Annotated in this window: 24 protein-coding genes and 1 pseudogene; 13 read left to right on the top strand and 12 right to left on the bottom strand. The window is 74.1% G+C overall.

Annotation, left to right across the window (positions count from 1 at the left end):
- Positions 1–97: 97 nt before the first annotated feature.
- The 4 genes from ACZ4WV_RS15915 to ACZ4WV_RS15900 form a co-directional block, all read right to left on the bottom strand.
- Complete coding sequence (locus ACZ4WV_RS15915; protein ID WP_465746967.1) at positions 98–1,018, bottom strand: glutaminase; 921 nt, start codon at positions 1,016–1,018, stop codon at positions 98–100.
- 129 nt (positions 1,019–1,147) lie between these two features.
- Positions 1,148–3,322 (bottom strand): PTS fructose transporter subunit IIABC, encoded by a 2,175-nt coding sequence (locus tag ACZ4WV_RS15910; RefSeq protein ID WP_465746912.1) that lies wholly within the window; start codon positions 3,320–3,322, stop codon positions 1,148–1,150.
- A 96-nt stretch (positions 3,323–3,418) separates the two neighbouring features.
- Positions 3,419–4,378: a 1-phosphofructokinase gene (gene pfkB, locus ACZ4WV_RS15905; protein WP_465746910.1), complete on the bottom strand. Its 960-nt coding sequence runs from the start codon at positions 4,376–4,378 to the stop codon at positions 3,419–3,421.
- Positions 4,375–5,145: a DeoR/GlpR family DNA-binding transcription regulator gene (locus ACZ4WV_RS15900; RefSeq protein ID WP_465746965.1), complete on the bottom strand. Its 771-nt coding sequence runs from the start codon at positions 5,143–5,145 to the stop codon at positions 4,375–4,377. The genes pfkB and ACZ4WV_RS15900 overlap by 4 nt, the downstream gene beginning before the upstream one ends.
- A gap of 343 nt (positions 5,146–5,488) precedes the next feature.
- On the opposite strand from ACZ4WV_RS15900, the gene ACZ4WV_RS15895 reads away from it, so the two are divergent.
- A complete protein-coding gene (locus ACZ4WV_RS15895; RefSeq protein WP_465746908.1) occupies positions 5,489–5,761 on the top strand; it encodes an HPr family phosphocarrier protein in 273 nt (90 codons plus the stop codon).
- Positions 5,762–5,799: 38 nt separating this feature from the next.
- Here the strand turns inward: ACZ4WV_RS15895 and ACZ4WV_RS15890 are convergent, their stop codons facing one another.
- A complete protein-coding gene (locus ACZ4WV_RS15890; protein ID WP_465746906.1) occupies positions 5,800–6,492 on the bottom strand; it encodes a DUF3152 domain-containing protein in 693 nt (230 codons plus the stop codon).
- A gap of 341 nt (positions 6,493–6,833) precedes the next feature.
- Here ACZ4WV_RS15890 and ACZ4WV_RS15885 point away from each other — a divergent pair, with 341 nt between their 5' ends.
- Positions 6,834–7,049 carry a heavy-metal-associated domain-containing protein gene (locus tag ACZ4WV_RS15885; protein ID WP_465746905.1) on the top strand — a complete coding sequence of 72 codons (216 nt, stop codon included), beginning with the start codon at positions 6,834–6,836 and terminating at the stop codon, positions 7,047–7,049.
- A 146-nt stretch (positions 7,050–7,195) separates the two neighbouring features.
- Here the strand turns inward: ACZ4WV_RS15885 and ACZ4WV_RS15880 are convergent, their stop codons facing one another.
- Positions 7,196–7,747 carry a DinB family protein gene (locus ACZ4WV_RS15880; protein ID WP_465746903.1) on the bottom strand — a complete coding sequence of 184 codons (552 nt, stop codon included), beginning with the start codon at positions 7,745–7,747 and terminating at the stop codon, positions 7,196–7,198.
- 100 nt (positions 7,748–7,847) lie between these two features.
- Here ACZ4WV_RS15880 and ACZ4WV_RS15875 point away from each other — a divergent pair, with 100 nt between their 5' ends.
- Both ACZ4WV_RS15875 and ACZ4WV_RS15870 read left to right on the top strand, forming a co-directional pair.
- The gene (locus tag ACZ4WV_RS15875; RefSeq protein WP_465746901.1) at positions 7,848–8,846 is read left to right on the top strand and encodes a helix-turn-helix transcriptional regulator; all 999 of its coding nucleotides are present in this window, start codon (positions 7,848–7,850) and stop codon (positions 8,844–8,846) included.
- Positions 8,847–8,967: 121 nt separating this feature from the next.
- Positions 8,968–9,738 (top strand): GNAT family N-acetyltransferase, encoded by a 771-nt coding sequence (locus ACZ4WV_RS15870; RefSeq protein ID WP_465746899.1) that lies wholly within the window; start codon positions 8,968–8,970, stop codon positions 9,736–9,738.
- A 62-nt stretch (positions 9,739–9,800) separates the two neighbouring features.
- On the opposite strand, the gene ACZ4WV_RS15865 is transcribed toward ACZ4WV_RS15870, so the two are convergent.
- Positions 9,801–10,721, bottom strand: a complete 921-nt coding sequence (locus tag ACZ4WV_RS15865; protein ID WP_465746897.1) for a LysR family transcriptional regulator — start codon at positions 10,719–10,721, stop codon at positions 9,801–9,803.
- 246 nt (positions 10,722–10,967) lie between these two features.
- On the opposite strand from ACZ4WV_RS15865, the gene ACZ4WV_RS15860 reads away from it, so the two are divergent.
- Both ACZ4WV_RS15860 and ACZ4WV_RS15855 read left to right on the top strand, forming a co-directional pair.
- Positions 10,968–11,498 carry an SRPBCC family protein gene (locus tag ACZ4WV_RS15860; protein ID WP_465746895.1) on the top strand — a complete coding sequence of 177 codons (531 nt, stop codon included), beginning with the start codon at positions 10,968–10,970 and terminating at the stop codon, positions 11,496–11,498.
- Between the two features lie 10 nt (positions 11,499–11,508).
- A complete protein-coding gene (locus ACZ4WV_RS15855; protein WP_465746893.1) occupies positions 11,509–12,237 on the top strand; it encodes a maleylpyruvate isomerase family mycothiol-dependent enzyme in 729 nt (242 codons plus the stop codon).
- Between the two features lie 168 nt (positions 12,238–12,405).
- Here ACZ4WV_RS15855 and ACZ4WV_RS15850 read toward each other — a convergent pair whose 3' ends face one another.
- The 3 genes and pseudogenes from ACZ4WV_RS15850 to ACZ4WV_RS15840 all read right to left on the bottom strand — a co-directional run bounded on the left by ACZ4WV_RS15850 (position 12,406) and on the right by ACZ4WV_RS15840 (position 14,479).
- A complete protein-coding gene (locus tag ACZ4WV_RS15850; RefSeq protein ID WP_465746891.1) occupies positions 12,406–12,945 on the bottom strand; it encodes an HPP family protein in 540 nt (179 codons plus the stop codon).
- Positions 12,946–13,165: 220 nt separating this feature from the next.
- Positions 13,166–13,954, bottom strand: a pseudogene (locus ACZ4WV_RS15845) (amidohydrolase family protein); the annotation flags it as partial.
- A gap of 9 nt (positions 13,955–13,963) precedes the next feature.
- A complete protein-coding gene (locus ACZ4WV_RS15840; RefSeq protein WP_465746889.1) occupies positions 13,964–14,479 on the bottom strand; it encodes a hypothetical protein in 516 nt (171 codons plus the stop codon).
- A gap of 136 nt (positions 14,480–14,615) precedes the next feature.
- Between ACZ4WV_RS15840 and ACZ4WV_RS15835 the strand changes: the two genes are divergently transcribed.
- Entirely contained in the window at positions 14,616–15,263 is a 648-nt protein-coding gene (locus ACZ4WV_RS15835) for a DUF6461 domain-containing protein (protein ID WP_465746887.1), read from the top strand.
- A 36-nt stretch (positions 15,264–15,299) separates the two neighbouring features.
- Here ACZ4WV_RS15835 and ACZ4WV_RS15830 read toward each other — a convergent pair whose 3' ends face one another.
- Entirely contained in the window at positions 15,300–16,058 is a 759-nt protein-coding gene (locus ACZ4WV_RS15830) for an NUDIX domain-containing protein (protein ID WP_465746963.1), read from the bottom strand.
- 319 nt (positions 16,059–16,377) lie between these two features.
- Here ACZ4WV_RS15830 and ACZ4WV_RS15825 point away from each other — a divergent pair, with 319 nt between their 5' ends.
- The 3 genes from ACZ4WV_RS15825 to ftsH all read left to right on the top strand — a co-directional run bounded on the left by ACZ4WV_RS15825 (position 16,378) and on the right by ftsH (position 20,896).
- Positions 16,378–17,955 (top strand): alpha/beta hydrolase, encoded by a 1,578-nt coding sequence (locus ACZ4WV_RS15825; protein ID WP_465746885.1) that lies wholly within the window; start codon positions 16,378–16,380, stop codon positions 17,953–17,955.
- Positions 17,956–18,085: 130 nt separating this feature from the next.
- Complete coding sequence (locus ACZ4WV_RS15820; RefSeq protein ID WP_465746883.1) at positions 18,086–18,700, top strand: mycothiol-dependent nitroreductase Rv2466c family protein; 615 nt, start codon at positions 18,086–18,088, stop codon at positions 18,698–18,700.
- Positions 18,701–18,922: 222 nt separating this feature from the next.
- Entirely contained in the window at positions 18,923–20,896 is a 1,974-nt protein-coding gene (ftsH, locus tag ACZ4WV_RS15815) for an ATP-dependent zinc metalloprotease FtsH (protein WP_465746881.1), read from the top strand.
- Between the two features lie 6 nt (positions 20,897–20,902).
- Here the strand turns inward: ftsH and ACZ4WV_RS15810 are convergent, their stop codons facing one another.
- Positions 20,903–21,337, bottom strand: coding sequence for an Lrp/AsnC family transcriptional regulator (locus tag ACZ4WV_RS15810; protein ID WP_465746961.1), 435 nt, complete (start codon positions 21,335–21,337; stop codon positions 20,903–20,905).
- A 91-nt stretch (positions 21,338–21,428) separates the two neighbouring features.
- On the opposite strand from ACZ4WV_RS15810, the gene ACZ4WV_RS15805 reads away from it, so the two are divergent.
- The 3 genes from ACZ4WV_RS15805 to ACZ4WV_RS15795 are packed head-to-tail and all read left to right on the top strand — an operon-like array spanning position 21,429 to position 24,120.
- On the top strand, positions 21,429–22,358 hold the full coding sequence (locus ACZ4WV_RS15805) for an SMP-30/gluconolactonase/LRE family protein (RefSeq protein ID WP_465746879.1): 930 nt from the start codon (positions 21,429–21,431) through the stop codon (positions 22,356–22,358).
- The gene (gene nadE, locus ACZ4WV_RS15800) at positions 22,355–23,194 is read left to right on the top strand and encodes an ammonia-dependent NAD(+) synthetase (RefSeq protein WP_465746877.1); all 840 of its coding nucleotides are present in this window, start codon (positions 22,355–22,357) and stop codon (positions 23,192–23,194) included. Before ACZ4WV_RS15805 ends, nadE begins: the two co-directional genes overlap by 4 nt.
- Positions 23,191–24,120 carry an ADP-ribosylglycohydrolase family protein gene (locus ACZ4WV_RS15795; protein WP_465746875.1) on the top strand — a complete coding sequence of 310 codons (930 nt, stop codon included), beginning with the start codon at positions 23,191–23,193 and terminating at the stop codon, positions 24,118–24,120. The genes nadE and ACZ4WV_RS15795 overlap by 4 nt, the downstream gene beginning before the upstream one ends.
- Positions 24,121–24,156 lie beyond the last annotated feature (36 nt).

Below are 24,156 nucleotides of genomic sequence, written 5' to 3'. Positions count from 1 at the left end.
CCCCACCCCCCCCCCCTCCCACCCCCCCCCCCCCCCCCCCCCCCCCCCCCCCCCCCCCCCCCCCCCCCCCCCCCCCCTGGCCCCGGCTGTTCCGCGGTCAGAACACCGAGAGGCCCGACAGGGTGGTGAGGGTGTCGAGCGCGGTGACGGCGGCGACGGAGTTGCCGGCCTGGTCGAGCCGGGGGCCCCAGGCGCAGACGGCGGCGCGGCCGGGGAGTATGGCGAGGACGCCGCCGCCGACGCCGCTCTTGCCGGGCAGGCCGACCCGGAAGGCGAACTCGCCGGCGGCGTCGTAGGTGCCGCAGGTGAGGAGGACGGCGTTGACGCGCTTGGTCTCGCTGCGGGACATCAGCCGGGTGCCGTCGGTGCGCACGCCGTAGCGGGCCAGGAACGAGCCGGCCAGCACGAGGTCCCGGCAGCTCGCGGCGACGGCGCAGTGGGCGTAGTAGTGCTCGAGGACGGTCTCGACCGGGTTCTCCAGGTTGCCGTGGCTGGCGATGAAGTGGGCCAGCGCGGCGTTGCGGTGGCCGTGCTCGGCCTCCGAGGTGGCGATCACCGGGTCGGTGTCCAGCAGCGCGTTGCCGGACTCCCGGCGCAGGAACTCCCGTACGGCGCCGGAGGCGTCACCCGTCAGCGACTGCAGGCGGTCGGTGACCACCAGGGCGCCCGCGTTGATGAACGGGTTGCGCGGGATGCCGTGCTCCGTCTCCAGCTGCACCAGGGAGTTGAACGGATTGCCGGAGGGCTCCCGGCCGACGCCCCGCCACAGGGCCTCGCCGCCGTCGACGCTGTAGGCGAGGGCCAGGGCCAGTGAGAACAGCTTGGAGACGCTCTGGATGGAGAACGGCCGCTCCCAGTCCCCGACGCCGTACAGCTCGCCGTCGACGGTGGCCACGGCCATGCCGAAGGCCTCCGGGTCCGCCGTGGCGAGGGCCGGGATGTAGTCGGCGACGCGGCCGCGGCCCGTGGTCGCCCGGGCGGCCGCCTCGGCGGCCTCCAACAGCACCGGCCAGTCCAGGATCTCCCCGTCGTTCACGGCTCTCCTCCACCCACACCCACTCGACGATCATGGTCGGACCGGGTGCCGACACTGCGGCGACACCCGGTCCGACCAGTGATTATCCGTGCTCGGGGCGGTGCTCCTCGCTCAGGCCGTCCGCGGCGCCGGCCGCTGGGCCGCGGCACCCGCCGGGGCGGGGCCCCGGACGCCCTCGGGGTGCACCTCGCTCGGGCCCTCGGCGTGGTCCACGCGCTCGCCGTTGTCGTGGCCCTTGCGCAGGCCCTTGAGGAGGACGACCACGCCGGTGGTCACCAGGGTGCCCGCGGCGATCGCCAACACGTAGAGGAACGGACTGCCGATCAGCGGCAGCACCCAGATCCCGCCGTGCGGGGCCCGCAGGGTGGAGCCGAAGGCCATCACCAGGCCGCCCGCCGTCATGCTGCCCGCAATGCTCGCCGGGATGACCCGCAGCGGATCGGCGGCGGCGAAGGGGATCGCGCCCTCGGTGATGAAGGACGCGCCGAGCACCCAGGCGGCCTTGCCGTTCTCCCGCTCCTCCGTGCTGAACAGCCGGCGGCGGACCACCGTGGCGAGCGCCAGGCCGAGCGGCGGCGTCATGCCCGCGGCCATCACGGCGGCCATCACCTTCAGGCTGCCGGCGTCCGGGGTGGCGCCGGCCGTGGTCAGGGCGCCGGCGGCGAAGGTGTACGCGACCTTGTTGAGCGGGCCGCCGAGGTCGAAGGCCATCATCGCGCCGAGCAGCAGGCCGAGCAGGACGGCGTTGCTGCCGGAGAGTCCGTTCAGCCAGTTCGTCAGGCCGGTCATCGCCGAGGCGATCGGGGAGCCCACCAGCACGAACATCAGGAAACCGACCGCCGCCACCGACAGCAGCGGGATCACCACCACCGGCATGATCCCGGCGATCGCCGGCGGCACCCGCCAGCGCACCATCCAGAGCACCAGGAACCCGGCGGCCAGGCCGGAGACGATGCCGCCGAGGAAGCCGGCGCCGACCGCCGCGGACACCGCTCCGCCGACGATGCCCGCCGCCAGCGCCGCCCGGTCGGCGATCGCCCAGGCGATGTAACCGGAGAGGATCGGCACCAGGAAGCCGAAGGAGGCCTTGCCGCTCTGGAACAGCAGGGCGGCCCAACTGTGCGAGGAGGTCCAGTCGAAGTGGCCGAGCACGGACGGGGCGGAGGCGATCCGGTAGCCGCCGACGGCGAAGCCGAGGGCGATCAGCAGGCCGCCGGCCGCGACGAAGGGGATCATGTAGCTCACGCCGGTCATCAGGTAGCGGCGCAGGCGGTGGGCCCAGTGCTCGGCCGAACCACCGGAACGGACGGGGGCGGTGCCCGCGGGGTCCGCGGTGCCGGCGGGGGCGGCCCCTGCGCCGCGGGCACCGGAGCCGGCCTCGGTGACCAGACGGGCGGCCTCGGCGACCAGCTCGTCCGGGCGGCTGACGCCTGCCTTCACGCCGACGTCCACGGTCGGCTTGCCGGCGAACCGGGCGCGGTCGCGGACCTCCAGGTCGTGGGCGAGGATGACCGCGTCGGCCGCGGCGATCACCTCGGGAGCGAGCGGAGTGGTGCCGGCCGAGCCCTGGGTCTCCACCGCGATCAGGGCGCCGGCCCGGGCGGCGGCCAGCTCCAGGGCCTTGGCGGCCATGTAGGTGTGGGCGATGCCGGTGGGGCAGGAGGTCACGGCGACCAGGCGGAGGGGTCCGGCCTCCGGCTTCGGGGCTTCGGTCGGAGTTGTGGACTCGGCTGGGGCTGGGACCGGGGCTGGGACTGCGGTCTCGGTCGAGGCGGCGGTTCCGGCGGTCTGCGGGGCGTCCTCGCCGTTGACCAGCGCCGCGACGGCCAGCGGGCTTTCGGCCGCCCGCAGGGCGCCGGTGAACGCCGGGTCCATCAGCCGGCGGGCCAGCGAGGCGAGGATCCGCAGGTGGGCGTCGTCGGCGCCGTCCGGGGCCGCGATCATGAAGACCAGGTCGGCCGGCCGCCCGTCCGGGGCGTCGAAGTCCAGGCCGCGGGCGCTGCGCCCGAAGGCCAGGCTGGGCCGGGTGACGTGCGTCGATCTGCAGTGCGGGATGCCGATGCCGTCGCCCAGGCCGGTGGGGGCCTGGGCCTCGCGGGCGGCGATGTCGGCGAGGAAGCCGTCGAGGTCGGTGACCCGGCCCTCGGCGACCAGCCGCTGCGCGAGCGCGCGCAGGGCGTCGTGCTTGTCCTCGGGGGCGAGGTAGAGGTCGACGAGTGCGGGCGTGATCAGTCCGCCGGTGTCGCCCGTCGTGTCGCCCGTGGTGTCGCTCGTCAGGTCGCTCATCGTGTGGGTCCTTCAACTGGTGCCGGAGAGTTGTCCGTTGCCCCCGGGTGGTGTCCGACCAGCCCGTCCCACACGGCCCGGTCGGAAGTCGTCGCGTCAGCCGCCGAGCGGCCGCTCCAGCGGGAGGTCCGCCGTCACGCTCACCGCGGCCGGGTCCAGGTCGGCCGGGGTCGGCATGACGCTGCCCGGCAGTCGGACGGCGGCGGCGCCGTGCGCCAGGGCCGCCGTGAGCGCCTGCGGTCCGCTGCCGCCCGCGCCGAGGAAGCCGGCCAGCGAGGCGTCGCCGGCTCCCACGTCGCTGCGTACGGTGGTGACCGGTGCGGTGCCGTACCAGCCGCCCTCCTCGGCGATCAGCAGCATGCCGTCGGCGCCGAGGCTGGCCAGGACCTGCTGGGCGCCGAGCTTGCGCAGCTCGCCCGCGGCGTCGACGGCGTCGCCGATGGTGGCGATCGGCCGGCCGACGGCCTCGGCGAGTTCCTCGCGGTTGGGCTTGACCACGTCCGGGCGGGCGGAGAGCGCCGCGAGCAGCGCCGGCCCGGAGGTGTCCAGGGCGATCCGGGCGCCGTTCGCGTGCACCCGGCCGACCAGGTCGGCGTACCACTCGGGGGCCAGCCCGCGCGGCAGGCTGCCGCAGCAGGCCAGCCAGCCGACGCCGTCGCCGGTGCCCGCCGCCTCCCGCTGTGTCTCGGCGACCCGCGCCAGCAGCGCGGCCGACTCGGCGGGGCTGAGCTCGGGACCGGCCGCGTTGACCTTGGTCAGGCTGCCGCCGGACTCGGCGATCGAGACGTTGATCCGGGTGTCGCCGGCGATCGGCAGCGCGGCCACCCCGATGCCCTGGCGGCGGAGCAGGTCGGCGAGCAGTTGCCCGGCGGGGCCGCCGAGCGGCAGGACGGCGGTGGTGCGGTGGCCGGCGGCGGTGAGCGCGCGGGAGACGTTGACGCCCTTGCCGCCCGGGTCCAGCCGGTCGTGGGCGGCCCGGTTGACCTCGCCGACCGCGAGGGCGGGCAGCTCGTAGGTGCGGTCCAGGCTGGGGTTCGGGGTGATGGTGACGATCATGCGCGGATGACTTCCGGTCCTTCGGGTCCGAGGTTCTCGATCTGGGCGGCCTGCTCGTCGGTCAGTCCGGTGTCCGTGACCAGCACGTCCACCTGCCGGAGCGAGCCGAACCGGGCGAAGTGGCGCGCGCCGTACTTGGTGGAGTCGGCGAGCAGGACCACCCGGCGGGCGCCGGTCAGCATGGCCCGCTTGACGGCCGCCTCGGCGAGGTCGGGGGTGGTCAGTCCGTCCTCGGCGGAGAAGCCGTTGGTGGCGACGACGGCGACGTCCGGGTGGATGTCGGCGAGGTCGCGCAGTGCCCAGGAGTCCACGGCGGCGTGGGTGCGGTGGCGCAGCCGCCCGCCGATCAGGTGGAGGGTGAGCGACGGGTGGTCGACCAGCCGGGCGGCGATGGGCAGGGCGTTGGTCACGACGGTCAGGGCGGACTCGACGGGCAGCAGCGCGGCGAGCCGGGAGACGGTCGTCCCCGCGTCGAGCAGCACGGTGCCCTCGGCGGGCAGCAGGGTGAGGGCGGCCTTGGCGATCCGCTCCTTCTCCGCGGCGGCGGTGGAGTCCCGCTCGGCCAGGCCGGGCTCCAGGTGCAGGGCGCCGGCCGGGAGCGCGCCGCCGTGCACCCGGTGCAGCAGGCCGGCCTGGACGAGGGTGGTCAGGTCGCGCCGGATCGTCTCCTGCGTGACGCCGAAGTCCTCGGCCAGCGTCGGCACCTCCACCCGGCCGCGCTCCTGGGCGAGGCGGAGGATCTCTTGCTGCCGCTCGGGTGCGTACACGTGGGATCGGGTCCGTTTCATGTCTGTTTACGCCTGGTTAAGCGAGAGGGTACGCCTTGCAGGTGGAAAAGCAAGCGGCTGGACGCCTCCGGGGCGTTTTTGGTTCTGTGAGTTTCCATGCCCGAATCTGTTGACATGGGGGAGAGAGCGGGCGTAGAACCAATCGCGACAACACGCCCCTCGGGCGTGAGACACCGGATCACCGGACCGGGCCGGCCTTCAGGCCGCGCGACCTGCCCCCGAGCGCGACGCCCGTCCCGTCCGTGGTCCGTATCGGACGGCCGCCGGGTTCCCACCCCGGCGCCGCCGCCCCCCTCTTCCGCCCTCGCGATTGGACAGATCCATGCACTCGATCCAGGTGGCCGTCGGCTCCCGCAGCGGCCTGCACGCCCGTCCCGCCTCGCAGTTCGTCCAGGCCGCCGCCCGGCAGCCGGTGAAGGTCACCGTCGGCCGTCCCGGGCAGTCCGGCGTGGACGCCCGCAGCCTGCTCTCCGTCCTCGCACTGGCGGCGAGCCCGGGGGAGGTGCTGGAACTGGCGGCGGAGGGCGAGCAGGCGCCGGCGGCGCTCACGGCACTCGCCGAGGTGCTGGCGGCCGACCACGACGCGGCGGCCTGAGGCGTTCTACGGTGCGGTGTGGTGGTGGTCGGCGGGGCTCACGGCGCGTTGGTCGGGGCCTGGAGCGGCGGGCCGGTGAGTAGAGTGCCGGTCTCCGAGTAGGGCCAGCCGTTGGGGACGCAACCGTGCAGGCCCTTGATCTGCTGCATCATCACCGGCGCCGGGGCTCCCGGGCCCGGGCAGTCCACGTGGCCGTTTCCGAGGATGTGGCCGACCTCGTGGTTGACGGCGAGGGCGTGGTAGAGCTCGGGCTGGCCCAGGTAGAACTCGGACAGCTCCGTCCAGCGCTTCAGGTTGATCACCACCTGGTGCCCGACCCCGCAGTTGACCGTGCCTCCGGTGTCCAGGCCGTACTGGCCGCAGATCCGGTCGGTGGAGCTCGGGGTGGCCAGGTAGACGGTGAAGTCCACCGGGTCCGCGGCCATCCGCTGGAACGAGGCGGTGTTGCCGGCGGCCCAACCGTGCCGGGTGTCGCCGAGGACGGCGTCCACCTCGGCGGCGAACTGTGCGGGGGACTCGGCGATCCCGTTCTCCACCCGCACCTTGTAGCGGTAGAGGTGCTCCCCGGTGCCGAAGCGGGCGGAGCCGCCCGGCGCGGTGGTGAAGGCCAGCGGCGCGGGGCCGGTGCGCCAGGGTTGCCACCAGAGCAGGCCGGCCGTCACCGCCGCGACCAGCGCCAGGGCGAGCGCGCCGGGCCAGGGCTTCCAGCGCTTGCGGGGTGTCGCGGCCATGCGTAGGAACTCCTGAGCGGGGTCGAGAAGAAGGTGCACCAGGAGGGACGCGCGAACCGGCGGTCATGGTTCACGCGGATTCGGTCAGGGGTTCGGGCGCGGGTCGGGGTGCGGTGGGGGTCACGGCGGCCGCGTCGGCTGCGGGGGCCCGGCGGTTCCCGGAACCACTCGAAGGTGCCACCCGTGCGGCGTGTCCCTGGGGATCGCCGGCGGATTCCGGTGTGGTGGTGCGGGTCGACCGCTTCGACCCCTCCGGTGCGCCGTCGCTCACCAGGCGAGGGCGGGCCCCTCGACGCACGAATCCGACCCGCGTACTCGACGCACCATCGAAAGGCACCGTCATGTCCATCACCACCGTCCTCAACGTCTCCGGCATGAGCTGCGGCCACTGCGAGAAGACGGTGAGCGCCGGGCTGGCCGCCATCACCGGCGTCACCGACGTCGTCGCGGACGCGCCGAGCGGCCGGGTCACCGTCGCCTCCGCGCAGCCGCTGGACGAAGCGGCGGTCCGCAGTGCGGTGGACGGGGCCGGCTTCGCGCTCGTCGGTCAGCTCTGACCCCGTCGCGTGGTGGGGCCGTGCGGTCGGGCCGTGCGGGCAGGCCATGCGGTCGGGCCATGCGGGCAGGTCACGCGGTCTGGCCGTGGGGTGGAGCCGTGCGGTGGGGCCGCCGCTCACGCTGAGGCGGCGGCCCCACCCGCCGGTCAGCCCATGCTCTTCGCGCCGTCCAGGGATTCACGGATGATGTCGGCGTGGCCCGCGTGCTGGGCCGTCTCCGCGATGATGTGCGTCAGCACCCGGCGGGCCGACCACTCGGCCCCCGCCTCGAACCAGGGAGCCGACGGCAGCGGGTGGGCGGCGCCCAGGTCGGGCAGGGTGGCCACCAACTCGTCGGTGCGGCGCGCCACCTCCTCGTAGTCGGCGAGGACCCCGGCCAGCGTCTCCCCGGGCAGCATCCGGAACTCGTCGGCGCGGTGGGCGAAGTCGGCCTCGGTCATGGCGGTGAAGTCGGGCATCGCGGACGGGCCCTCGACGATGAAGTTCGCCCACGTGCGCTCGACCGACGTCACGTGCTTCACCAGGCCGCCCAGGCACAGCTCGCTCGCGGTGCTGCGCAGGCCGGCCTGCTCGTCGGTGAGGCCGCGAGTGGTGAAGCGCAGGAAGTGCCGCTGCTGCCCCAGCGCCGCCAGGAAGTCGGCGCGCTCACCGGTGACGGCGGGGGCGGTGGGGGCGGCGGTGGTCGTGGTCGGGGTCATGGCTCTGGCCTTCCGTTTTCGGTTCCTGCTCCCTCGGACAGGAACCACGTTACGGAGCATTGCGGCCAGTTCCTGTCCTGAATCCGGCGACAATCGAGACATGGCGAACACCAGCACCCGAACCCTGCGCCTCCTCTCCCTGCTCCAGACCCACCGGTACTGGCCCGGCGATGAACTGGCCGACCGGCTCGGCGTCTCCGTCCGCACCCTGCGCCGCGACATCGACCGGCTGCGCGAACTCGGTTACCCCGTCGAAGCCCAGCGCGGGGTCGACGGCGGCTACCAGCTGGCGGCGGGCGCGGCGCTGCCGCCCCTGGTCATCGACGACGAGGAGGCCGTCGCGCTCGCGGTCGGTCTGCAGGCGGCGGCCGAGAGCCCGGTCGAGGGCGTCGGCGAAGCCTCCGTGCGCGTGCTGGCCAAGGTCGTCCAGGTCATGCCCGCCCGGCTGCGCCGCCGGGTCGAGGCGCTGCGAGCGATGACCGTCCCGGTCGACTGGGGCAGCTCCGCCGGGTCCGGCGTCGACCCGGACGCCCTCACGGTGGTCGCCATGGCCTGCCGTGACAGCGAACGGCTCCGCTTCTCGTACACCGCCGCCTCCGCGCCCCGCACCGAACGCCACGTCGAACCGCACCGGCTGGTCTGCCTCGACCGCCGCTGGTACCTGGTCGCGTACGACCTCGACCGCGCCGCCTGGCGCAGCTTCCGCCTGGACCGCCTCACCGCGCCCCACGGCAGCGGCGCGCGCTTCGCCCAGCGCGCCCTGCCCGCAGCGGACGCGGCCGAATTCGTCCGCGCGGGCCGCAACGGCGTGCCCCGGCCGCACCGGGTCGAGGCGCTGATCGAGGCGCCGGCCGAGCGCGTTCGCGCTTTGGTGGGCCGGTGGGGCGAGGTCGAGGAGGCAGGCCCCGAGCGCTGCCGGCTCCTGATGACGGCGGACTCGCTGGACTGGCCCGCGATGGCCCTGGGATCGCTGGGCGCGGAGTTCCGGATCGTCCGGCCGCCCGAGTTGCGGACGCTGGTCGCGGAGTGGGCGGCCCGCTTCGGACGGGCGGCGGGGGAAGGGGAGGGGGAGTGCGAGGGGGAGCGGGACGGGGCGTAGACACGAGAAGTCGGCGACACCGACTTCTCGCGCTGTGCGGCTCCGCGGTCGCGCCTCGACCGTTCGCGGACGGGCCGATAATCGCTTGGCCCGCGGTGGCGGGCGGGGCGATCATGGCGGGATGACCGATCTGCTTGAGCGTGTGACCGCCTTCCACATCGCCTTCGCCCGTCGACAGGCAGCTGAGGTCATCGAACTCCCCGAATACCCCGGGGTGTTCGCGGTGCGGGACGAGGAGTTCGTCCTCTCCCATGAACACAACCACCTGGTCGTGACGGGCCCGGGCACGGACCCGGCGATGCTGCCCGAGCTGGCGGCGCGGTGGCTCGGGCCGCGTCAGCAGTACGCGATCACCGTGCTGGACGACGCGTTGGGCGAGTTGGTCGCCCCGGTGCTGGTCGAGGCCGGCTACCAGTGGGGCACCGTCGTCGTGCTGGCCCGCGACACCGCGGGCTGCGCCCTGCCCCGACCGGCGGCCCTACCGGTCGAGTTGTCCGAGCTGCGGGCGGCGGTGCTGCACCAGCAGTCCGAGTGGTACGCGGACGCGGAGCTGAGCCGCCAGCTGACCGACCGCCGGACCGCCCGGCTGCGCGGCGCCGACCAGGTGCGGTTCCTGGCCGCCCGGACGGCGGATGGCGGGATCGCGGCCTGGAGTGACCTCTACCTCGACCGGGTAGCCGGGCTGGCCCAGGTCGAGGACCTGGTCACCGCTGCCCCGCACCGCGGCGCGGGCCACGGTGACACCGTGCTCGCCACCGGCCTGGCGCTCGCGGCCGCCGCCGGGATCCCGCAGCTCTTCCTCCTGGCGGACGCCGCCGACTGGCCGCGGACCTGGTACGGCCGGCGGGGCTTCACCGAGATCGGCCGCAGCCACTCCTTCCAGTCGCGCTGAGCGGCGGAGCCGGCGGAGGCGGCTGAGGCAACTGGGCCGGTGCCTGGAGTCCGGGCTACCGATCAGGGAGCGGCAGGCGGGCCGGCCGCTGCCGCCGTCCGTCCGCAGTGGGCCGCGACGGTGTCCGCGAAGGCGCGGGCCAGCGGGTACAGGGTGTCCCAGTCGCGCAGCGCCCAGCCGACGGTGAGGGCGGGCAGCGCGGGCAGCGGCAGCAGTCGCAGGCCCGGGTGGCCGGGGCCCTGCCACTCGGGGAGCGCGGGCACGACGGCCTGGCCGAGGCCGAGTTCGGCCAGCAGGATCGCGGTGTCCCAGTCCGTGACGCTGGTGTCGAAGACCGGCCGGATGCCCGACTTGCCCAGCCAGTCGTCGAGTTGGGAGCGGGACACCGAGTTCTGGGGCAGTCCGATGAGCCGGGCGTCCTGGAGGTCGGCGGGTTCGATGCGGCCCCGGGCGGCGAGCGGGTCGTCGGCGGCGACGGCCAGGACCCAGGGCAGATCCGCCACGGGCCGCTGGTCGATCCCGCGGACCGGGGCGCCGAGGGTGATCCAGGCCAGGTCCACGTGCCCGGCGGTCAGCGCCTCCAGGCAGCTGCGACTGGAGATCCCGGTCTGGAATTCCAGGCTGACCTGCGGGAAGCGCTGCCGGAAGTCCACCACCGCCGCGGACATGAAGTGCCGGATGCTGGTGGCGCCGGTGGTGATCCGCACCGATCCGCTCTCGCCTCGGGCGAGTTCGGCGATGGTGCGCAGCGCGTGGTCGATCCCGCCCAGGCCGGTGGCCACGGCGGTCTGCAGGTGGCGCCCGGCCGTGGTGGGCACCACGCCGCGCGGGTGCCGCTCGATCAGCGGGAGGCCGAGTTCGCGCTCCAGCCGCTTCACGTGCTGGCTGACGGCGGACTGGCTGCACGCCAGGTCGCGGGCGACGGCACTGAGCGAACCGGCCCGGCAGACGGCGGCGAAGACGCGGAGGTCGTCAAGGGTCACGGGGGCCAAGGTAATGCTTGGAGCATCCCCAGCAAACCGGTGGATTGACTTGGGTGTTCGGCAGGATCGATCATCGTTGGCAGGGCCCGCGAGAAGGGCGGCAACCCGCCCGCTGCCTTCGCGGCGTTCCGGACGCCGGGACGGGGGTATGGCGGGTGCCGACCCACAGTGACATGAGTGAAGTCAGTGATATCGGCGACGTTGGTGACCGTGGCGTCAGCACGTCAGGTACGGAGGGGGAGCGGAATGCGGTACGCCGACGGTCCGGGTACGCAGAGCGAGGTGTTCGTGCAGGCCTCGGTCGAGCGCGTCTGGGAGCTGGTGACCGACATCGCCCTGCCCGCCCGGCTCAGTCCGGAATTGCAGCAGGTCGCGTGGCTGGACGGCGCGGACGGCCCCGCGTTGGGCGCGCGCTTCGAGGGGCACAACCGCAGGGCGGACATGCCTGACTGGCGGACGGTCTCCGAGGTGATCGAACTGGCCGAGTGCCGCTCCTTCGCCTGGGCCGTCATGGACGTCGACGGCCACTACGGCGCCCCGGTGACGGAGGTGGCCGGCGCACTGGCCCGGTGGCGCTTCGACCTGTTCCCCGAGGACGGCGGCACCCGGGTGCGCCAGTCGACGGTCCTCGGCCCCGGCCGAAGCGGGGTCACCCGTTTCATCGAGTCCCGGCCGGAGGCCGAGGAGCGGATCGTCGCATTCCGTCTGGAGGAGCTGCGGGGCGGGATGGCGGCGACCCTGGCCGGCATCAAGTCCCTGGCGGAGGCGGAGCGTTAGGCCGGCCGGCATGGAAACGGACTTCGCGAGCCTGCTGGAGGCCGTCCGGGCCTCGGCGGAGCGGCTGGACGGGAGCGTCGGGCCGCTGACCGACCGGCAGGCCCGGGAGCCGTCGCTGCTGCCCGGGTGGAGCCGGGGCCACGTCCTCACCCACATCGCCCGCAGCGCCGACGCGTACCGGTGGATGTTCGCGGTGGCCCGCACCGGCGTTCCGCCCGGGCCGCGCGCCGACTCCGCCGAGCTGGAACGGCGGTTGCGTGACGGCGCGGAGCGGGGCGCCGGTGCGCTGCTCGTGGACCTGCGGGGCAGCCTGGACGGACTGCTGGCGGACGCGGCGGCGCTGCCCGCCGGGCGCCGGACGGTGCTGGTCACCGCGCTGGCGGGGTGGCGGCACCCCGCCTGGTACCTCCTGTGGCGGGCCTGGCGGGAGCTCGAGGTGCACCACGTGGACCTGAACCTCGGCTACGCCTCGCGGAGTTGGCCGCAGGCCTTCGTCCGGCGGGCCCTGGAGGAGAGCATGGCGGCGCTGGCGGCACGGGGGACCGCGGTCGCCCGCGTCGAGGCCGAGGACCTCGGCCGCACCTGGACACTGGGCGGGCAGGGACCGGTGGTGCGCGGCCCGGGGCACACCCTGCTCGCCTGGCTCGCCGGCCGCGGCCCGGCGGCGGACCTGCGCGCGGACGCTCCGCTGCCGGCACTCCCGCCGTGGCCACTGCCGCCGGTGCCCGGCTGGGGGTGAGCACCCGCGAGCTGCCCGCCCGCCGTGGGGCGCCGGCCGGCGGCTGTCGTGTGCGTCCCGGGGAAGGGGTCGGCGCTGTGGGCGAGGGAAGGGTGACGACCTCCCCGGTAGGGGGCCCGTCGTCGTCGGAGCAGCGCCCCACGGCCGGATCGATCCGGCCGGCCACCGCTACCAGGAGAGGGGATAGCGGACCTGATCCCCGCCGATCCGGCCGGGCAGCAGGCCGACCACGACCAGGAGCACGGTGGCCAGCACGAGCAGCGGAAGGAACGGCATCAGCTGCGGGGCTTGGAGGACCACGATGACGGCGGTCGCCACGGCCGGGGAGTGCGAGAGGCGGGTGAGCATCATCGCGCCCAGCGCGAGCCCGGCGGCGACGGCCGCGCCCCAGGAGGTGCTTCCGGTGGCGGCCACGGTGGCGAAGCCGATCACGGCTGACAGCAGGTGACCGCCCACCAGGTTACGCGGCTGCGAGATCGGCAGTCCGGGCGCCCCGTGAACCAGCGCCGCGCTGGCCGCCAACGGCGGGATCAGAAGGGGCTGGTGGAGTAGCACGCCGATACCGACGAGTACGAGAAGGGCCCCGATGGCGAAGGCGGCCGCCCGAAGTGCGTGCAGTGGATGCGGCCGGGGTGACCTGGGCGGTCGGTGAGCCGCGACGGGCGGCGTCGGGGTGGGCAGAGGCGGAGGGGACAAGGGGACGGGCATGGCGCGGGCGGCTCCGGACGGGGGTGGGGGCCCGCAGATCATAAACAGACTGTTGAAGGAAGCGTAGGACGTTTCGCCTGCTGGACAGATCGCCGAGTCCCGGCACGAACCATCGTCCGGGGAACGCCGCATCGGACCGGGCCCGCCCCCGCTCCCGACGAAGGGACCGCGGGTCGCCCGGTCCGCCGGGGTGACGGCCGTCGGGGCGGCGCCGCGGTCGTCAGCCGAGGGCCTCCGCGCGGTGGGTGGGGCGGCCGTCCACGACGGTGAGCAGGACGGGCAGCTCGGCGAGTTCGCTGTCGGGGGTGGTGAGCGGGTCGGCGGCCAGGACGGTGAGGTCGGCGCGGTGGCCGACGGTGATCCGGCCGGCGTGCTGCTCCTCGCCCGCCGTGAAGGCGGCGTTGACGGTCATGGCGCGCAGTGCCTCCAGGGCGGTGAGCGCCTGGCCGGGGTTGTGCGGGGGCTGGCCCAGGTCGCGGGTGGGGCGGCGGTGGCGGGCGCCCGCCATGACGCCCAGCGGCGGGTAGGGGGCGATCGGCCAGTCGGAGCCCAGGACGACGGTGGCGCCGGCGTCCCAGAGGTCGCGGCAGCGCCAGGCGCGGTCGGCGCGCTCCTCGCCGAGCCGGCGGGACCAGTTGTCGGTGTGGTCGGCGCGGGTGAAGTCGCAGCAGTGGGTGGGCTGCATGGAGGCGACCACCCCCAGCTCGGCGAAGCGCCGGACGATCTCGTCGGGGACGGTCTCGATGTGCTCGATCCGGTGGCGGACGGGCCTCGGCGCGACGGCGACGCGGTCGACCGAGCCGTTGGCGGAGCGGCTGGCCAAACCGTCGGCCGGGCCGACGGCCAAACCGCCGGCCAAACCGTCGGCAGACGCCTTGGCGACGGAGTCGAGCGCGTGCCGAACGGCGGCGTCGCCGATGGCGTGGGTGGCGGTCGGCACGTCGGCCCGGTGCAGCTGCCCGATCACGTGGGTGTAGTGCGCAGGGTCGGGCCAGAAGGCGTGGGTGGACGGGCGGACTCAGCAGCAGGGGCCTTCGTGCTCACCCCCGGTCAGGCTGCGGACTGTCCGCTGTTCCGGACAGTGCTCGACAAGATCCGGCTCCCTCGACCCATCGGCCGTCCCCGCACCCGACCGACGCGTGTTCCAGGACCGCGCCCAGCTCTCCGCTTGTTCCAGGGGCCACAGGAAGTGGGCGCCGAACTCCCTCTCCTCACCAGGCTCCGCTTCCGTCAGCGCACGCACCAGCGCCGGGCTGTAGACGGCGCGGACCCGGAAGTTCACCAGGAATCGGCTCTTGACCACGATCCGCACGTAACGACGGCGGTTACCCCGGTGACGGCCGGCCACGATGACGTGTTCGCCGCCATCGCCCCAGGCCGGCGGTGCGATCCACACCTTCGCCCCCGGTGCGAAGTGCCGCAGCCCCTTACGGATCTCCAGCCCACCTTCGCCGTGGCGGGTCTCCTGAGCGACGTTGGCCACGAGACATACGCCCAGCGGCTCCGGTGCAGTTGTATCCGTCATGGTTGCCATGATCGCTCAATGCGGGTGTAGCGGCCCTGGTGCGCTGGAATCCCGGCCGTGGGGGCAGTTGGGTGTCGGGGGTGTGGGCTAGGGTGCGAGCCGGTTGTGGCTGTCCGGTGCGGGTCGGCGTGAGGGGAGGGGCGGCATGGGTGTGGGGCGGGGCGGTGTCGGTATCCAGTGGTTGGTGGACGCCGGTGGGCAGGTCGACGGTGTGGTGTTCGCCCGGGGGATTCCGCCCGGGGAGCTGGCCCGCCGGATGGGGGCCGACCCGGCGGCCGTGACGGGGCCGATCAGCGGGACGGAGATCTGGGGCCTGGACATCGAGGGCTACCGCCCCGGTGACGATGGTGACGGTGTGATCCGGGTCGGCGAGGCGGCCGGCTGGACCTTCGCGATCGAGTACGGGGACTCCACCGGCGGCGAGTTGCTCACCGAGATAGCCGGGCACGGTGCCGAGGTGGTGCACTTCCGCCCGATGCCGGAACAGCCGCCGGCCCTGCTCGACTACGCCCGGGACGGCGCGGTGCTGTGCGGCTTCGGCCTCGGCGAGGAACGCTGGCGCTGGGGGAAGGAGCCCGACCTGCTGCTGCCGGAGCTGGTCGCCGCGAAGGTCCTGGAGGCCGACGGCATCACCCCCTGCGGGCCCGGCGGCAAGCTGTACGGAGCCGTGCGGCACCGCGCCCTGGAGGCGGTCGGACGGCGGTTCGGGCTGTGCCTGCCCCGGGCCGTGCTGGGCGAGCTTCGGCTGCCGGCCTACGTGGTGCGCGGGACGCCGGTGCTGGAGCCACGGTGAGGCTGCTTGCCGTCCGCAGCAGGGGCGACCGGCGCGTCACTCCTCCCGTCGCAGGGGCCGCCAGCCCGCGAGGTGTTCGGCGAGGACGGCCCCCGGGTCCTCCGTGGTGTCCCGCAGGGCGACCATGGCGGCCGTGATCACGTCGCACAGCTCGCCCTGCAGGTCGGCCGCGGTGTGGCTGAAACCCTTGCGCGGGTTGGCGCCGAGCACGCCGAGCAGGGCCTCGGCGACCTCTCCGACCTCCTCCTGGAGCTTCACCACCTGCAACGGCAGCAGCGGCAGCCCGACCCGCGCCCGGTGGTCGGTGAGGTGGCGGTGGATGTCGTCGACCACCTCCCAGTCGGCCGTCCGGCCCGCTCGCAGTCGCGTCTCCAGCTGGCGCAGGTAGCCCTTGAGCGCGGGCGGCACCTTCATCTCCTGCGCCTCGGCGAGCGGGACCAGCCGCAGCTCCTGGCCCTCTCCGAGGACCAGTTCGGCCGGGTCGACGTCCACCAGGGCGTGGAAGTACCGCCGCCTGCCGCCGCGGTCGGTCTCGGCGAGCACGGGGTGGAAGGGCCGCAGCCCGGGCACGTGGAGGCCGGTCTCCTCGCGCAGTTCGCGGACGGCGGTCCGGTACGGCGTCTCGCCGGGCTCGCGGTGCCCGCCGGGGACGACCCAGTGGGCGGGCCAGCAGATGTCCGGCTTGTCGTCGCGGAGTTGGAGCAGGACCTCCCGGCGGCTGGTGGTGATGAAGACGTCCACGCTGGCGAACTCGGCGTCACCGGTCAAGGCGTTCGCAGCGTCCACGGCGTCCATGGCGTCCAAGGTGCCCTCCCCACGCACGGCTGCGGCCCCCGGCGCTGGTAGCCGGTGATCGGTGGTAAGGCTGCCACCCGGTGGGCCGGTTGAACCCTCACCCGGTCGGCCGGTGGCGGCCCGTTCGGCGCACGCCCCCCGTCCGGGGGTTCAGGCAGGCATCGCCGCGTCGCGGCCCCTAGGGTCTGTGATGCGCCGCCGGTGCCGCGCGCCGGGGCGTACGCCGCCTTGCCGTGCGCCGGTGTGCTCGGGGCGCCCGAGACCGAGCACGTCGGCGCCCGGCAGACCTGAGAGGTGGACCCGAGAGGTGGACCGCTGCATGCACACCGTCGTCCGCGGCGCCGCCGCGCTGGGCCTGGCCGCGCTGCTGCTCGCGCCCGCCGCCGGCTGCCAGAGCGGCAGCCGCTCCGCCGCCGAGCCCGCGCCGACCTCGCCGGCCGGCGGGGCCGCCACCACCGTCAGCGGCCTGGCCGCCCAGCAACTCGCCTGGCACGCCTGCCAGGCGCCGAGCACCGCCCAGGGCGGTGGCACCGCGCCCCCGGCGGACTGGCAGTGCGCCACCCTCAAGGCCCCGCTGGACTACGGCAAGCCGGACGGCGGCACCATCGACCTCGCGCTGATCCGCAGCAAGGCCAAGGACGACCAGCACCGGATCGGCTCGTTGCTCTTCAACTTCGGTGGCCCGGGCGCCTCCGGCGTGGCCACCCTGCCCGCCCTGGCCGACACGTACTCCTCCCTCAACACCCGCTACGACCTGGTCGGTTTCGACCCTCGGGGAGTCGGCGCCAGTGCCGGGGTGAAGTGCCTGGACGACCAGGCCATGGACGCCAACGCGGCGGTCGACAGCACCCCCGACACCCCGGCCGAGATCAAGGCCCTGGACGACGGCAACGCGCAGTTCGCCGCCGCCTGTGAGCACAACTCCGGCTCGGTGCTGCCCTACGTGGACACCGAGAGCGCCGCCCGTGACCTCGACCTGATGCGGCAGGTGCTCGGCGACCGGACGCTGTCCTACTTCGGCATCAGCTACGGCACCCAGCTCGGCGGCGTCTACGCGCACCTGTTCCCGCAGGGGGTCGGCCGGCTCTTCCTGGACTCGGTGGTCGACCCGACGAAGGACCCGGAGCAGAGCGCCCTCGGCCAGGCCCAGGGCTTCCAACTCGCCCTCGGCGACTTCATGAAGGCCTGCGCCGCCCAGGAGGCCGCCGCCTGTCCGACCGGCACCGGTGGCGCCGAGGGCACGGCGCGGATCACCGAACTGCTGCAGCAGCTCGACCAGTCGCCGCTGCCCACCGCCGGCGGGCGCAAGCTCACCGAGACCCTGGCCGTCACCGGGATCGCCGGCGCGCTGTACAGCCGGCAGACCTGGCCCGCGCTGGCCTCCGGACTCACCGAGGCGATGCAGCAGGGGAGCGGCGACACCCTCCTCCAGCTGGCCGACGCGCTGCTCGGGCGGGACCCGCAGGGGCACTACAACAACCTGAGCGCGGCCAACCGGGCGATCTCCTGCGTGGACTCCCGGCAGCGCTACTCCGACCAGGACGTCGAGCAGCGGCTGCCGCAGTTCCGCGACGCCTCCCCGGTGTTCGGCACCTTCACCGCCTGGGGCCTGACCGGCTGCACCGGTTGGCCCGTCCCCGGCAAGGCCGACCACCCGGAGGTGTCGGCCCCGGGTGCCGCCCCGATCCTGGTGGTCGGCACCACCGGTGACCCGGCCACCCCGGTCCAGGGCGCCCGCACGATGGCGCAGCAGCTGGGCCAGGGCGTCGGCGTCACGGTGACGCTGAACGGGGAGGGCCACGGCGGGTACAACACCGGCAACCCCTGCCTGAAGCAGACCGTGGACGCCTACCTGCTGGACGGCACGGTGCCACCGGACGGGACCACCTGCAGCTGACGGCGGCCCACCGGTAGCCGGGCCCGGCCGCAGGCCCCGAGCCCAGGCCATCCGTGCCGCGAAGTGGCCCAAGCAGAGAAGCGATGATTGGCTCTGGGGAGCGGTCCAATCCGCCCCTAGAGTCGTCGACGTGACCACGGAAACCACCAAAATCGACTTCTACTTCGATCCCGTCTGCCCCTTCGCATGGATCACCTCCCGGTGGATCCTCGAGGTCGAGCGGCAGCGCGAGCTGGATCTCACCTTCCGGGTGATGAGCCTGTCCGTCCTCAACGAGGGCCGCACCGACCTGCCCGAGCGCTACCAGCGCCTGATGACCACCGGCTGGGGCCCCGTCCGGGTCTGCATCGCCGCCGCCGAGCAGCACGGCGAGCACGTCCTGCGTGACCTCTACACCGAGCTCGGCACCCGGCTGCACGACCAGGACCGCCCCGCCGACGACACGGTCATCCGCGAAGCGCTGGTCGCCGCCGGGCTGCCCGAGGAACTCGCCGAGGCGGCCGGCAGCACGGCGTACGACATCGCGCTGCGCAAGAGCCACCACGAGGGCATGGACCCGGTGGGTGAGGAGGTCGGCACCCCGACCCTCCACGTGGACGGCGTCGCCTTCTTCGGCCCGGTGCTGAGCGCGATCCCGCGCGGGGAGGACGCCGTCCGGGTGTTCGACGGCGTCCGGCTGCTGGCCGGGTACCCGAAGTTCTTCGAGCTCAAGCGGACACGGACGGGATCGCTGGACTTCACCTGATCGCTGCACGCGGCCTGAGCCGGCGGCCTTGCGGCTTGGCGGCTTGGCGGCCCGGCGGACCACGGGCCGTCGGCCGTGGGCAACGCGGCCGGCTTTGCTCCGTCAGCCGCTCGGCCTCCCGTCCGGGGCCGAAGGGGCCGACCATGGAGGGTAGGGCTCCGGGTCCCGACCCGAGCAGGGCCCCTGGCAGGACGGGTGGCGCCCGAGAGGCGGTGAGCGTGGATGATCGTACGAACGCGTCTGCGTGCCGCCGTCCGCCACTCCGCGACCCCGCCCGGACCGGGCCGAAGCCCCGGCGGCCCCGGCCTGGGCCCCGGCCCCGGCCCCGGACGCGGCCCCGGCGGCCCCCCGCCCAAGCCACCCGTCCCCTCGTGGCGCCGCTGGCTGCTGCCCTTCGCCGTCCTCGCCACCCTGCTCCTGCTCCTCCTGTTCTCCAGGTCCGCCCCGACCGGCACCCGCTACGGCTACACCGACTTCCTCAACCGGGTCGACGCCGGGCAGGTGCAGACCGTCGACGTCAGCGACACCGGCGGCGTGAACGGCTCGCTCAAGGACGGCACCCGCTTCACCAGCCAGATCCCCACGGCCCTGGACACCTCCCAGCTCAGCCACGCGCTCTCCGACCACCACGTGAACGTCACCGCCAGCCACTCCGGCGGCAGCTCGATCTGGTCCACCCTGCTGCTGTTCCTCCCGCTGCTGATCTTCGGCGGGCTGTTCCTCTGGTCCGGCCGACTGGCCGCCCGGTCGCTCGGCGGCGGGCTGAGCGCGATCGGCCGCTCCAGGGCGAAGATCATCGAGGCCGAGCGGCCCGCCACCGGATTCGCCGACGTGGCCGGCTACGAGGGGGTGAAGCAGGAGGTCAGCGAGGTGGTCGACTTCCTGCGCAGCCCGGAGCGGTACGCCGCCGCCGGGGCCAAGGGGCCGCGCGGGGTGATCATGGTGGGCCCGCCGGGCACCGGCAAGACGCTGCTCGCCAGGGCGGTGGCCGGGGAGGCCTCGGTGCCGTTCCTCTCGGTGACCGGATCGGGCTTCGTGGAGATGTTCGTCGGCGTCGGCGCCTCCCGGGTCCGCGACCTGTTCGACGAGGCCCGCAAACGCGCGCCGTCCATCGTCTTCATCGACGAGATCGACGCCGTCGGCGGCCGTCGCGCGGGCGGCTCCCGAATCGGCGGCAACGACGAGCGCGAGCAGACCCTCAACCAGCTGCTCGCCGAGATGGACGGCTTCGACCAGAGCACCGGCATCGTCGTCATCGCCGCCACCAACCGGCCGGACGCCCTCGACCCGGCCCTGCTGCGCCCCGGCCGCTTCGACCGGCAGGTCACCGTGCCGCTGCCCAACCAGGCCGAGCGGGCCGCCATCCTCGCCGTGCACACCGTCGGCAAGACCCTCGCCCCGGACGCCGACCTGGACCGGATCGCCCGCGGCACCCCCGGCTTCTCCGGCGCCGACCTCGCCAACCTGGTCAACGAGGCCGCGATCAACGCCGTCCGCGCCGAACGCGCCACCATCACCGCGGCCGACCTCGACGACGCCCGGGACCGGGTGCTGCTCGGGCGCCGGGAATCCTCCAACGCCCTGCTGCCCGAGGAGCGGCACGCCGTCGCCGTGCACGAGTCCGGGCACGCGCTGGTGGCCGCGCTGTGCGAGCACGCCGATCCGGTCGCCAAGGTGACCATCCTCCCGGCGGGCGTCGCGCTCGGCGCCACCGAGCAACTCCCCGAGGCGGAGCGGCACCTGTACAGCGAGAGCTACCTGACCGACCTGCTCACCGTACAACTGGGCGGCCGCGCCGCGGAGTTGGTGGTCTTCGGCGAGGGCTCGACGGGCGCCGCCAACGACCTCGCCAACGCCACCTCGGTGGCCACCCGGATGGTGCGCGAGTTCGGCCTCTCCCCGGACCTCGGCCCGGTCGGCTACTCCAGCGGCTCCCCGCAGTACCTCGGTGAAAACCCCGAGGACCTGCTGCGCCGCCCCTACTCCGAGCAGACCCAGCGTGCGGTGGACGAGGCGGTGGCCGCGCTGCTGCGCGGCGCCGAACGCCGGGCCATCGAGCTGCTGCGCCGACACCGCCATCACCTGGACGAGTTGGCGACGCTGCTGGTCGCCCAGGAGACCGTGGACGGCGGCGTGGTGCTCGACATCCTGCGGCACCCCGTGCCGCTGACGAAGGAACCCGAAGGCGGGGCCTGAGCCGCCTCAGGGCGCGGGCGGGCGCTCGAAGAAGGTCTCCAGGACCACGGTGGCCTGGGTGCCGCTCACGCCGTCGATCGCGTAGAGCCGGCGCAGGACGTCCTGGAGCTGCTCGGTGGACGCCGTCCGCACCTTCACCAGCACCGAGGCGCTGCCCGCGATGATGTGCGCCTCCTCGATCTCCGGGATCGCGGCGAAGGCGGCGGCCGAATCGCCCATCCAGGCCGAGGAGTCCACCAGCACGAAGGAGAGCACCCCGAGCCCCAGGCTCCGCGGGTCCACCTCCACCGTGGTGCGGCGGATCACCCCGCGCTCCCGGAGCTTGCGCACCCGCTCGTGCGCGGCCGCCGCCGAGAGCCCCACGGCCCGCCCGAGGGCCGCGTACGGCCGGCCGGCGTCCTGCTGGAGCAGGGCGAGCAGGGCGCGGTCGGTTCCGTCCAGATTCTCGATCACCATGGTGGAACCATATCGCGTTCTGCCATACTCCCATTCGACAGAATGCCATTCGGCAGAAATCGACGAGGAGTGAACGATGTCTTCCAGTGCCATGTTCGGACTGTACGAGATACTGGACGACAGGTTCCGGCGGTGCGCCAACGGCGACACCCGGCTGGAGAAGCTCTACGGGGACTGCCGCTGGGCCGAGGGGCCGCTCTACCTGCCGGCCTGGCGGCAGGTGATCTGGAGCGACATCCCCAACGACCGGCTGCTGCGCTGGGACGAGGCCACCGGCAGCGTTGGCGTCTTCCGCACCCCCGCCGGCCACCCCAACGGCAACACCGTCGACCGTGAGGGCCGCCTGATCAGCTGCGAACAGGGCAACCGCAGGGTCACCCGGACCGAACACGACGGCAGGATCACCGTGCTCGCCGCCCACTACCGGGGCAAGCGCCTCAACTCCCCCAACGACGCGGTGGTCGGCTCCGACGGCGCGATCTGGTTCTCCGACCCGGACTTCGGCATCACCTCCGACTACGAGGGCCACCTCGCCGAGAGCGAGATCGACGCCTGCAACGTCTACCGGATCGACCCGCACAGCGGGGAAGTACGGCTCGCCGCCGACGGCTTCGAGGGGCCGAACGGACTGGTCCTCTCCCACGACGAGCGGCAGCTCTACGTCAACGACAGCCGATCCGGGCAGATCCGGGTCTTCGACATCGGCGAGGACGGCACCCTCGGCGGTGACCGGGTCTTCGTCTTCGGAGACGGCCGCCGTTTCGACAACATCCGCTTCGACCTCGACGGCCGGCTCTGGGCAGCCGCCTTCGAGGACGGCGTCCACTGCTACGCCCCGGACGGCGACCTCATCGGCCGTATCCTCGTCCCCGAGCCCGTCTCCAACATCACCTTCGGCGGCCCGAAGAACAACCGCCTGTTCATCACGGCCACCACCTCGCTGTACTCGCTGGTGACGTCGATGACGGGCACCCACCGAGTGACCACCCCGAAGGAGCCGGCATGACCGAGACCCCGCCCGCGGACCTCCAGCGGCAGATCGCCCTCGCCCTGGGCGTGGCGCCCGTCCCCGACCCCGCCAAGGAGGCCGACCGCCGGGTGGACTTCCTCGCCGAGCAACTGCGGGCCGCCGGCGCCCGCACCCTGGTGCTCGGCATCAGCGGCGGCGTCGACTCCACCACCACCGGCCGGCTCTGCCAGCTCGCCGTCGAGCGGCTGCGCGCCGAGGGCTACCGGGCTGGCTTCACGGCGATGCGGCTGCCCTACGGCGTCCAGGCGGACGAAGCGGACGCCCAGCGCGCGCTCGACTTCATCCGCGCCGACGAGGTGCTGACGGTCGACATCAAGCCCGCGACCGACGCCGCCTTCGACGCCCTCCTCGCCGCCGGGCTCACCTTCACCGACCACGCCCACGAGGACTTCGTGCGCGGCAACGTCAAGGCCCGCCAGCGGATGGTCGTCCAGTACGCGGCCGCGGGCGCCTCCGGCGGCCTGGTCGTCGGCACCGACCACGCGGCCGAGGCCGCCGTCGGGTTCTTCACCAAGTACGGCGACGGCGCGGCGGACGTGATGCCGCTCTCCGGACTGACCAAGCGCCAGGTGCGCTCGATCGCCGCGGTGCTGGGCGCACCCGCCGAACTCGTCGGCAAGGTTCCCACCGCGGACCTGGAGAACCTCGCCCCCGGCCGCCCCGACGAGGACGCCCTCGGTGTCGACTACGACGCCCTGGACGACTTCCTGGAGGGCCTGCCGGTCAGCGACGAGGTCTTCCGCACCGTCCTCGGCCACTACCGCCGCACCGAACACAAGCGCGGCCTGCCGATCACCCCCGGCCACGCATGACCGACCGCCCGTCCCGCGCGGCCGGCGCCGTCCTCGGCTCGGCCGTCGGCGATGCCCTCGGCGCCCCGTACGAGTTCGGGCCGGCCGGCGCCCTCACCGCCCGCTTCCCGTCCGGGCCGGTGGAACCGGTCGCGGGCGGCGGCTGGGAGCGCGGCGAGGCCACTGACGACACCCAGATGGCCGTCCTGGTCGCCGAATCGCTGCTGGCCCGGGGCGAGTTGGACCTCCCCGACATCTTCGGGAGGTTCCGGCGCTGGGCCGCTGCCGCTCCCAAGGACATCGGGATCCAGACCGAGGACGTCCTCACCAGCGGCCTGCCCTGGGATCTGGCGGCCGCCGCCCACTTCGACACCACCCTGCGCGCCGCCGGCAACGGCTCACTGATGCGCGCCGCCACCTCCGCCGTCGCCTTCGCCCGTGCCGGGCGGGAGGCCACCATGGACGCCGCGCGCCGGATCGCCGCGCTAACCCACGGCGACCGGGCCGCCTGGGAGGGCACGGCGATCCTCCACGAGTTCGTCCGCCTCGCGCTCGATGGTGCCGACCCGCTCGCCGAACTCCCCGACGTTCTGGCCCGTGTCCACCCCGACCACCGCGAGCGCTTCGCGACCGTCCTCGGCCCCGACTGGCACCCCGATCTCGCCACCGAGGCCAACGGCGCCGTCTGGCCCTGCCTCGGCTCGGCGGTCTGGGCCCTGCGCACCACCGACAGCTTCGAGCGCGCCGTGCACGCGGCCGTCGACCTCGGCGGCGACACCGACACCGTCGCCGCCGTGACCGGCGCGCTGGCCGGAGCCCGCTACGGCCTCGCGGCCGTTCCGGCCCGTTGGATCGAGCCCCTCCACGTCCCGCTGCCCGGCTTCGCCGGCCGGGTCCTGCGGTCGGCCCAACTGCTGGAGCTGGCTGAGCGATTGGCGGACTGGTAGGAGCAGCCGGCCGAGCGTGGAGCGGCCGGTCGAGAC

The organism is Kitasatospora sp. NPDC029312 (assembly GCF_055569215.1).
This window is presented reverse-complemented; position numbering and strand designations above follow the sequence as displayed.